This window comes from Cupriavidus sp. 2TAF22, assembly GCF_052115045.1.
GTDB lineage: Bacteria > Pseudomonadota > Gammaproteobacteria > Burkholderiales > Burkholderiaceae > Cupriavidus.
This window is the reverse complement of the sequence record NZ_JBFRFX010000038.1, coordinates 54775-65061: the sequence shown is the minus strand read 5'-3', so window position 1 is coordinate 65061 and position 10287 is coordinate 54775. Positions and strand designations below refer to the sequence as shown.

5 protein-coding genes are annotated in these 10287 nt (G+C 69.8%); 3 read left to right on the top strand and 2 right to left on the bottom strand.

Annotation, left to right across the window (positions count from 1 at the left end; all coding sequences use genetic code 11):
- The first annotated feature begins 72 nt into the window (after positions 1 to 72).
- Genes AB4Z48_RS32175 through AB4Z48_RS32165 form a run of 3 tightly spaced genes read left to right on the top strand, consistent with a single transcriptional unit; the run spans position 73 to position 8096 of the window.
- On the top strand, positions 73 to 3201 hold the full coding sequence (locus AB4Z48_RS32175; protein WP_441621533.1) for an MdtB/MuxB family multidrug efflux RND transporter permease subunit: 3129 nt from the start codon (positions 73 to 75) through the stop codon (positions 3199 to 3201).
- Positions 3201 to 6497 (top strand): efflux RND transporter permease subunit, encoded by a 3297-nt coding sequence (locus tag AB4Z48_RS32170; protein ID WP_441621540.1) that lies wholly within the window; start codon positions 3201 to 3203, stop codon positions 6495 to 6497. The genes AB4Z48_RS32175 and AB4Z48_RS32170 overlap by 1 nt, the downstream gene beginning before the upstream one ends.
- The gene (locus tag AB4Z48_RS32165; protein ID WP_441621531.1) at positions 6498 to 8096 is read left to right on the top strand and encodes an efflux transporter outer membrane subunit; all 1599 of its coding nucleotides are present in this window, start codon (positions 6498 to 6500) and stop codon (positions 8094 to 8096) included.
- 12 nt (positions 8097 to 8108) lie between these two features.
- On the opposite strand, the gene AB4Z48_RS32160 is transcribed toward AB4Z48_RS32165, so the two are convergent.
- Both AB4Z48_RS32160 and AB4Z48_RS32155 read right to left on the bottom strand, forming a co-directional pair.
- Positions 8109 to 9536 (bottom strand): sensor histidine kinase, encoded by a 1428-nt coding sequence (locus AB4Z48_RS32160; RefSeq protein WP_441621530.1) that lies wholly within the window; start codon positions 9534 to 9536, stop codon positions 8109 to 8111.
- Entirely contained in the window at positions 9529 to 10230 is a 702-nt protein-coding gene (locus tag AB4Z48_RS32155) for a response regulator (RefSeq protein WP_441621528.1), read from the bottom strand. Before AB4Z48_RS32155 ends, AB4Z48_RS32160 begins: the two co-directional genes overlap by 8 nt.
- Positions 10231 to 10287 lie beyond the last annotated feature (57 nt).

Below are 10287 nucleotides of genomic sequence, written 5' to 3'. Positions count from 1 at the left end.
GCCGCGGGCGGCGGCGCCCCGGCAGCTCCGGCCGGCCAGGCGCCGCGCCAGCCGCAGTAAGGACACCGAAGCATGAACCCCTCACGCCTCTTCATCGAGCGGCCGGTCGCCACCGCGCTGCTGATGCTCGCCATCCTGCTGTCGGGGCTGGTCGCCTTCAAGCTGCTGCCGCTGTCGGCGCTGCCCGAGGTGGACTACCCGACCATCCAGGTCACCACGCTCTACCCGGGCGCCAGCCCGGACGTGATGACCTCCTCGGTCACGGCGCCGCTGGAGCGCCAGTTCGGCCAGATGCCGGGCCTCAAGCAGATGTCGTCGTCGTCCTCGGGCGGCGCCTCGGTGATCACGCTGCAGTTCGAGCTGACGCTGTCGCTGGACGTGGCCGAGCAAGAGGTGCAGGCGGCCATCAACGCCGGCGGCAACCTGCTGCCGGCCGACCTGCCGATGCCGCCGGTCTACAGCAAGGTCAACCCGGCCGACGCGCCGATCATGACCCTGGCCATGACCTCGGACACCATGCCGCTGCCCAAGCTGCAGGACATGGTGGACACGCGCGTGGCGCAGAAACTCTCGCAGCTCCAGGGCGTGGGCCTGGTCAGCATCAGCGGCGGGCAGCGCCCGGCCGTGCGCATCCAGGCCAACCCCACCGCGCTGGCCGCGCTCGGCATGTCGATCGACGACCTGCGCACCGCCATCGGCAGCGCCAACGTCAACGGCGCCAAGGGCAGCTTCGACGGCCCCGCGCGCGCCTCCACCATCGACGCCAACGACCAGCTCAAGTCCGCCGACGAATACCGCCAGATCATCGTCGGCTACCAGAACGGCGCGCCGATCCGCATCACCGACGTGGCCAATATCGTCGACGGCCCGGAGAACAGCCGCCTGGCGGCCTGGGCCAACGACAAGCCGGCCATCGTGCTGAACATCCAGCGCCAGCCCGGCGCCAACGTGATCGAGGTGGTGGACCGCATCAAGGCGCTGCTGCCGCAGCTGCAGAATTCGCTGCCGGCCTCGGTCAAGGTGCAGCAGCTCACCGACCGCACCACCACCATCCGCGCCTCGGTGCGCGACGTGGAGTTCGAACTGCTGCTGGCGGTGGCGCTGGTGGTGATGGTGATCTTCGTGTTCCTGCGCAACGTGCCGGCCACCATCATCCCGGGCGTGGCGGTGCCGCTGTCGCTGGTGGGTACCTTCGGCGTGATGTACCTGGCGGGCTTCTCGATCAACAACCTCACGCTGATGGCGCTGACCATCGCCACGGGCTTCGTGGTCGACGATGCGATCGTGATGATCGAGAACATCATGCGCTACATCGAGGACGGCGACTCACCCATGGAGGCCGCGCTCAAAGGCTCCAAGCAGATCGGCTTCACCATCATCTCGCTGACCTTCTCGCTGGTGGCCGTGCTGATCCCGCTGCTGTTCATGGGCGACGTGGTGGGGCGGCTGTTCCGCGAGTTCGCCATCACGCTGGCGGTGTCGATCCTGATCTCGGCGGTGGTGTCGCTGACGCTCACGCCGATGATGTGCGCGCGCCTGCTGCGCCATGTGCCGGAAGAGAAGCTGTCGCGCTTTCACCGTTCCACCGGCCGCTTCTTCGACAACGTGATCGCGCGCTACGGCCGCGCGCTGGAGTGGGTGCTGGACCGCCAGACGGCCACGCTGCTGGTGGCGGTCGGCACGCTGGTGCTCACCGTGCTGCTCTACCTGGTGGTGCCCAAGGGCTTCTTCCCCGTGCAGGACACCGGCGTGATCCAGGGCATCACCGAAGCCTCTCAGACCACCTCCTTCCCCGCCATGCAGCTCAAGCAGCAGGCGGTGGCCAAGGTGGTGCTGGAAGACCCGGCGGTGGAAAGCCTGTCCTCGTTCGTCGGCGTGGACGGCACCAACACCACGCTCAACGCCGGACGCCTGCTGATCAACCTCAAGCCCAAGGACGAGCGCAGCGATTCCATCGAGGACGTCACGCGCCGCCTGCAGGCCGCGGTCGACAAGCTCGGCGGCGTCTCGCTCTATACCCAGCCGGTCCAGGACCTGACCATCGAGGACCGCGTCTCGCGCACCCAGTACCAGTTCACCGTGCAGGACCCGGACCCGGCCACGCTGGCCACCTGGGTGCCGCGCCTGGTCGAGCGGCTCAAGCAGGAGCCCGAGCTGCGCGACGTGGCGAGCGACCAGCAGAACAACGGCCTGCGCGCCTACGTGGATATCGACCGCGACGCCGCGGCGCGCTTCGGCATCACCACGGCGGTGATCGACAGCGCGCTCTACAGCGCCTTCGGCCAGCGCCTGGTGTCGACCATCTTTACCCAGGCCAGCCAGTACCGCGTGGTGCTGGAGGCCATGCCCGAGTTCCGCACCGACCCGCAATCGCTGGCCGAGCTGCGCCTGCCGTCGTCGTCCGGCGGCCAGGTGCCGCTGGGCGCCTTCGCGCGCATCAGCGAACGCACCGGCGCGCTGGTGGTCAACCACCAGGGGCAGTTCCCCGCGGCCACCATCTCGTTCAACCTCGCGCACGGCGAGTCGCTGGGCGCGGCGGTCGACAAGATCACCAAGGTCGAGAAGGAAATCGGCCTGCCGATCTCCATGCAGACCGACTTCCAGGGGGCGGCGCTGGCGTTCCGCGCGTCGCTGTCCAACACGCTCTGGCTGATCCTGGCGGCGGTCATCACGATGTACATCGTGCTGGGCGTGCTGTATGAAAGCACCATCCACCCGGTGACCATCCTCTCCACCCTGCCATCGGCCGGCGTGGGCGCGCTGCTGGCGCTGCTGGTGTCCGGGCAGGACCTGGGCATCATCGCCATCATCGGCATCATCCTGCTGATCGGTATCGTCAAGAAGAACGCCATCATGATGATCGACTTCGCGCTCGAGGCCGAGCGCGAAGGCGGCATGGCGCCGCGCGAGGCGATCTTCCAGGCCTGCCTGCTGCGCTTCCGCCCGATCCTGATGACCACCATGGCGGCCCTGCTGGCGGCGTTGCCGCTGATGCTCGGCAGCGGTATCGGCTCCGAGCTGCGCCGCCCGCTGGGCGTCACCATGGTGGGCGGCCTGCTGGTCAGCCAGGTGCTGACGCTGTTCACCACGCCGGTGATCTACCTGGCCTTCGACCGCCTGGCCTGCCGCCTCAAGGACTGGCGCCAGCGCCGCTTCGGCGACCCCGACACCGGCGCGCCCGCCGGGGAGCCGAGGCCGTGATGAATCTCTCGGCCACCTTCATCCACCGCCCGGTCGCCACCGCGCTGCTGACCATCGGCATCCTGCTCGCGGGGCTGGCGGCGCTGCGGCTGCTGCCGGTGTCGCCGCTGCCGCAGGTGGACTTCCCCACCATCTCGGTGTCGGCGTCGCTGCCCGGCGCGAGCCCCGAGACCATGGCCGCCACGGTGGCCACGCCGCTGGAGCGCGCGCTCGGCGCCATCGCCGGCGTGACGGAGATCACCTCCAGCAGCTCGCTGGGCTCGACCCGCATCACGCTGCAGTTCGAACTCTCGCGCGACATCGACGGCGCCGCGCGCGACGTGCAGGCCGCCATCAACGCCTCGCGCGCCACGCTGCCCACCAGCCTGCCGAGCAACCCCACCTACCGCAAGGTCAACCCGGCCGACGCGCCGATCATGATCATCGSGCTSACSTCGCCSACCATGACGCGCGGSCAGCTCTACGACGCSGCCTCSACSATCCTCTCGCAGAARCTGTCGCAGATCGAGGGCGTGGGGCAGGTGACCATCGGCGGCTCGTCGCTGCCCGCGGTGCGCGTGGAGCTCAACCCGACCGCGCTCAACAAGTACGGCGTCTCGCTCGAGGACGTGCGCAACACCATCAGCGCGACCAACGCCAACCGCCCGCTGGGCTCGCTCGAGAACAGCACCACCAACTGGCAGGTCTACGCCAACGACCAGGCCATGAAGGCGGCGGACTACATGCCGCTGATCATCCGCTACGCCACGCCGGGCACCTATTCCTCGGCCTCGGCCGGCGCGCTCATCGCCAGCACCGCCAACGCCACCGCCGGCGGTGGTGTCAGCACCAAGACCGTCAACGGCGTGACCACCACCACGCTGACCACCAGCAGCGGCACCACCACCATCTCGTCCGGCGCCACCGGCGGCAATACCAGCAGCGGCGGGCCCAACTCGTTCGCGGTGCCGGTCCGCCTGTCCGACGTGGCACGCGTGACCGACTCCGTGCAGGACATCCGCAACGCCGGCTCGGCCAACGGCCAGCCCTCGGTGCTGCTGGTGCTCAACCGCTCGCCCGGCGCCAACATCATCGAGACCGTCGACCGCGTCAACGAGATGCTGCCCTCGCTGCAGATGATGATCCCGTCGGCCATCAAGATGGAAGTGATGATGGACCGCACGCCCACCATCCGCGGCTCGCTGCGCGAGGTGGAGCGCACCCTGATGATCTCGGTGGCGCTGGTGATCATGGTGGTGTTCCTGTTCCTGCGCAATGTGCGCGCCACGCTGATCCCAAGCGTAGCCGTGCCGGTGTCGCTGATCGGCACGTTCTCGGTGATGTACCTGGCAGGCTTCTCTCTGAACAACCTGTCGCTGATGGCGCTCACCATTGCCACCGGCTTCGTGGTGGACGACGCCATCGTGGTGCTGGAGAACATCTCCCGCCACATCGAGGAAGGCATGAAGCCGCTCGAGGCCGCGCTGAGGGGCTCGCGCGAGGTGGGCTTCACGGTGCTGTCGATGAGCCTGTCGCTGATCGCCGTGTTCATCCCGCTGCTGATGATGGGCGGCATCGTCGGCCGCCTGTTCCAGGAATTCGCCGTCACCCTGTCGGTGGCGATCCTGGTGTCGCTGGTGGTCTCGCTGACCGCCACGCCGATGATGTGCGCGCGCCTGCTCAAGCCGGTGCGCCCGGAACGGCAGGGCCGCTTCTACCGCGCCAGCGAGCGCGTGTTCACCTGGATGCACGACCGCTACGCGCGCACGCTGGCGGTGGCGCTGCGCCATGGCGCGCTGGTGTGGCTGGTGCTGCTGGCCACCATCGGCCTCAATGTCTGGCTCTACACGATCGTGCCCAAAGGCTTCTTTCCGCAGCAGGATACCGGGCGCCTGATCGGCTTTATCCGCGCCGACCAGGCCACCTCGTTCCAGGCCATGCGCATCAAGCTCGACAACTTCATCAAGATCGTCCAGTCCGATCCCGCAGTGGTCAATGTCACCGGCTTCACCGGCGGTTCGCAGCGCAATACCGGCCAGATGTTCGTCACGCTCAAGCCGATTTCCGAGCGCGAATCGGCCGACGCCATCGTGGCCCGCCTGCGCGGCAAGCTGGCCAAGGAGCCCGGCGCCAGCCTGTTCCTGACCTCGGTGCAGGACATCCGCATCGGCGGGCGCCAGAGCAGCTCGGCCTACCAGTTCACGCTGCAGTCCGACGATCTCGACGTGCTGCGCGAGTGGGAGCCCAAGGTGCGCGCGGCGCTGTCCAACCTCAAGGGCCTGGAGGACGTCGACACCGACACCAACGACAAGGGCCTGCAGACCACGGTGACCATCGACCGCGACACCGCCTCCAAGCTCGGCGTCACGGCGCAGCAGATCGATGCCGTGCTCAACGACGCCTTCGGCCAGCGCCTGGTGTCCACCATCTACAACCCCCTCAACCAGTACCGCGTGGTGATGGAGTTGAGCCCGGAGTACCTGCAGGGACCGCATGCGCTCCAGGATGTCTACGTGGTCACCGGCGGCGGCAGGCGGGTCCCGCTGTCGGCCTTCGCGCGCGTGGCGCCCACCAGCACGCCGCTGGGCGTGAACCACCAGGGCCAGTTCGCCGCGTCCACCATCTCCTTCAACCTGGCCGAGGGCGTCTCGCTGTCGCAGGCGACCGACGCGGTCAAGGCTGAGATGGCGCGCATCGGCGTGCCGGAGACGCTGCAGGCCAATTTCCAGGGCAGCGCCAAGGCCTTCCAGGATTCGCTCAAGAGCCAGCCGCTGCTGATCCTGGCCGCGCTGATCACCATCTACATCGTGCTCGGCATSCTSTACGAGAGCTATGTGCACCCGCTCACCATCCTGTCCACGCTGCCGTCGGCCGGGGTGGGCGCGCTGCTGGCGCTGCTGGCTTCGGGCACCGATTTCAGCATCATCGCGCTGATCGGCGTGATCCTGCTGATCGGCATCGTCAAGAAGAACGCCATCATGATGATCGACTTCGCCATCGATGCCGAGCGGCGCGCGGGCCTGTCGCCGCGCGAGGCCATCTACCAGGCCTGCCTGCTGCGCTTCCGGCCCATCCTGATGACCACCATGGCCGCCCTGCTGGGCGCCATCCCGCTGGCCATCGGCCGCGGCGACGGCGCCGAGCTGCGCGCGCCGCTGGGCATCTCCATCGTCGGCGGCCTGCTGGTCAGCCAGTTGCTGACGCTCTACACGACGCCCGTGGTCTACCTGACGCTGGACCGCTGGCGCCTCAAGGTAAAAGCCTGGCGCCAGCGCCGCGCTTCCGTGCCCCCGGCCACGGCCAGCCTCGAACCCTGAATGCGATCCATGAACACCCTCTTCCGCATCCCTGTCCCCTCCTTCCCGGCCAGCGCGCTGACGCTGGCCTGCGCGCTGCTGCTGGCCGGCTGCGCGGTGGGGCCCGATTACAAGCGCCCCGATGCGCCCGACACGCCGGCCTTCAAGGAAGCGCGCGCCGACAGCACGCAGTGGGGCCAGTGGAAACCCGCCGAGCCGCAGGACGCGAGCGAGCGCAGCAACTGGTGGTCGGTCTTCAACGACCCGCAGCTCGATGCGCTGATGTCGCAGGTGCAGATCTCCAACCAGAACATCAAGGCGGCCGAGGCGCAATACCGGCAGGCGCAGGCCGCGCTGCAATCCGCCCGCGCCGGCTACTTCCCCACCGTGGGAGCTGCCGCGGGACTGGACCGCACGCGCGGCAGCAACGGCCAGATCGGCAACGGCCAGAGCGCGACGCTGTCGGCCAGCTGGGAGATCGACCTGTGGGGCCGCGTGCGCCGCCAGGTGGAGAGCAGTGATGCCAGCGCGCAGGCCAGCCAGGCCGATCTCGCCTCGACCCTGCTGTCGACCCAGTCCACGCTGGCGCAGAGCTACTTCCTGCTGCGCATCGCCGACCAGCAGAAGGCCGCGCTGGACCGCACCGTGGCCGACTACGCCCGCTCGCTGCAACTCGTGCGCAACCAGTATGCGGCCGGCACCGCGCAACGCTCCGATGTGCTGCAGTCCGAGAGCCAGCTCAAGAGCGCGCAGGCACTGCAGATCGACATCCAGATCACGCGCGCGCAGCTGGAGCACGCCATCGCCATCCTGACCGGCAAGCCGCCCGCGGACCTGTCCGTCACGCCGACGGACTACGCCGTCAATGTGCCGCGCGTTCCCACCGTGGTGCCGTCGGCGCTGCTCGAGCGCCGCCCGGACATCGCCGCGGCCGAGCGCCGCATGGCTGCGGCCAATGCGCAGATCGGCGTGGCGCAGGCGGCTTATTACCCCACGCTGACGCTGTCGGCCACCGGCGGCCTGTCCGCCAGTACGCTGGCACACTGGCTGTCGCTGCCGGACCGGATCTGGTCGATCGGCCCGGCGCTGGCCGGCACGCTGTTCGACGGCGGCCTGCGCAGCGCGGCCAAGGCGCAGGCGGTGGCCGCCTACGACCAGACCGTGGCCAATTACCGCCAGACCGTGCTCAGCGCCTTCCAGGAAGTGGAAGACAGCCTGGCCGCCGCGCGCCTGCTCGAGCAGGAGGCCGTGGTGCAGAACGATGCGCTGCGTACCGCGCGCGACGCGCTGGCGCTGGTCAACAACCGCTACCGCGCCGGCACCGCCAGCCTGCTCGACGTGCTGACCGCGCAGACCACGGCCTACACGGCGGAGCGTACCGCCCTGACCATCGCGGGCCGCCAGTACACCACCAGCGCGGTGCTGATCAAGGCGCTGGGCGGCGGCTGGCATATCGTGCCGGACAGCGCGCAAGTTCCGGCGCCCGCCTCGCAGCCCGCCTCGCAGCCCGCCTCGCCGCTCAACGCGCCCGACCTGCCCAGGCCGCCGGCACCGGGCAATATGCCGCCGCCGGCCGGCACGCAGGGCGCGCTGCCGGCGGCCGTGTCGGCGAAGCGGTAGGCACCCGCCGCCCTAGGCTGCGGGAAAGCACACCCGCGCCAGCAGTCCCTTGCCTGCCGCACCATCGAGCAGCACCAGCGATGCACCGTGCGCGGCGGCAATGTCGCGCACGATGGTGAGCCCGAGGCCCGATCCGCCCGGCGCGGCTTCGCCGGCCCGCGCCGGCTTGCCGCGGTAGAACGGCTCCAGCACCGCGGTGCGCTCCGCCGGCGCGATGCCGGGGCCGTCATCCTCCACCTCGAGCACCACCGCATCGCCGTCGCGATAGACGCGCGCGGTCACCACGCCGCCGGCCGGCGTGTAGCGCAGCGCGTTCTCGACGAGGTTGGTAGCCAGTTCGTGCAGCAGCTCGGTGCCGCTTACCGGCTGCGCGCACTCGCCCTCGAAACCCAGGTCGATGCGGCGCGCGCGCGCCGCCGGCATGAGTTCCAGGCAGACCTCGCACAGCAACGCCGCCAGGTCCAGCGGGCGCGGCGCTTCGGCGCCGCCGTGCGCGGCGCGCGCCATCGACAGCAGCCGGTCGGCCAGCGCGGCCATGCGCGCGGTGCTGTCGGCCAGGCCCTGGGCGATGCGGCGCTGCTCGGCGGGGTCGTGCTCGCGTGCGGCCAGCTGCGCCTGCGTGTGCAGCACCGCCAGCGGCGTGCGCAACTGGTGCGCGGCGTCGGCGACAAAGCGGCGCTGCGCAGCCAGCATCTGCTCCAGCCGTGCCATGTAGCCGTTCATCGCCTGCACCAGCGGCGCGGTCTCGCGCGGCGCGCTGTCCAGCGGGAGCGGCGTGGTGGCACCGGGCTGGCGCCGCGCCACTTCGGCGCGCAGCGCATCGAGCGGCGCCAGCGCGCGCCGCGTGAACAGCCAGATCACCAGCACCACGGCCAGCACCAGCATGGCCTGGCCCCACAGCACGTCGAACAGGATGTTGCGGGTGAGCGCCTGGCGCGAATCGAGAGTCTCGCCCACCTCGATCAGCGCCATGCCCCCGTGCGTGCCGCTGGCGTCCATCACCGGCTGGCGCAGCGCGGCGATGCGGATCGGCTGCCCGCGGTAGGTGCGGTCATAGAAGCTCACCAGCGCCGGATAGAGCTTGGTGCGCGGCTGGCTGGAATCGAACGGCGGCAGGTCGTCGTAGCCTGAGACGAATTCGCCGCGCACGCCGCTCACGCGATAGAACATGGTGGCGTTCATGCCCACCTCGAAGGTGTCCAGCGAGATATAGGGCGCATCCACGCGCACGCCCTCCGGCGTGAGCGTGATGCGCTCGGAGATATTGCGCGCCGACGCCAGCAGGGTGCGGTCGTAGGCCAGGTCGGCCGAGGCCAGGGCGTTCGAGTAAGCCACCACGCCGTACACGGCCTGCAGCAGCAGCATCGGCGGGATCAGCCACCAGAGCAGGCGCGCGCGCAGGCTGGCGGGACGCGCCCGGCGCCTGCCCGGCTCAGCCACCGCCGGGCTCCAGCACGTAGCCAAGCCCGCGCAAGGTGACGATGGCGGCGCCCGAACCCTCGAGCTTGCGCCGCAGCCGGTGCACGTAGACCTCGATCACGTCGGGCTGGGTCTCGTCGGCCAGCGTGAAGATGCTGGCGTAGATGCGGTCCTTGCTCACCGTCTTGCCCGGCGGGGTCATCAGGATCTCCAGCACCGCGTGCTCGCGCGGCGTCAGCGCCAGCGGCACGCCGCCCACCTGGAAATGCCGCGCCACGGTATCGAAGCCGAGCCCGCCGCACATCACCAGCGGCGCCTCGGTCTGCCGCGCGCGCCGCAGCAGCGCCTTGACGCGCGCCTCGAACTCGGCGAGGTCGAAAGGCTTGGCCATGTAGTCGTCGGCGCCCAGGTCCAGGCCCTTGACACGATCACCCACCTCGCCGCGCGCGGTCAGGATCATGACCGGCACGCGGCAGCCGCGCTTGCGCAGGCGTGCCAGCAGGTCCAGCCCGTCGCGGTCGGGCAGGGTGAGGTCCAGCAGGACCAGTGCGTAGTCGATGCCGCCCGCCCCGGCCGCGCCGGCGTGCGTGCTGAACAGCAGCGATTCGGCGCTGGCCGCGTCGGCGGCGCGCTCCACGGTGAAATGCATGGCGCGCAGCGCCTGCGTCACCCAGGTGGCCAGTTCGTCATGGTCCTCGACCAGTAGCACTCTCACGGAAATCCCTCCTCCTGCCTGATCTTGTTGTCATGCGGACCCGCTGGCCTTCGGGCT

Coding starts and splice junctions, on each gene's coding strand:
- AB4Z48_RS32165 (WP_441621531.1), top strand. CDS start 6,498: ATGCGATCCATGAACACCCTCTTCCGCATCCCTGTCCCCTCCTTCCCG.
- AB4Z48_RS32175 (WP_441621533.1), top strand. CDS start 73: ATGAACCCCTCACGCCTCTTCATCGAGCGGCCGGTCGCCACCGCGCTG.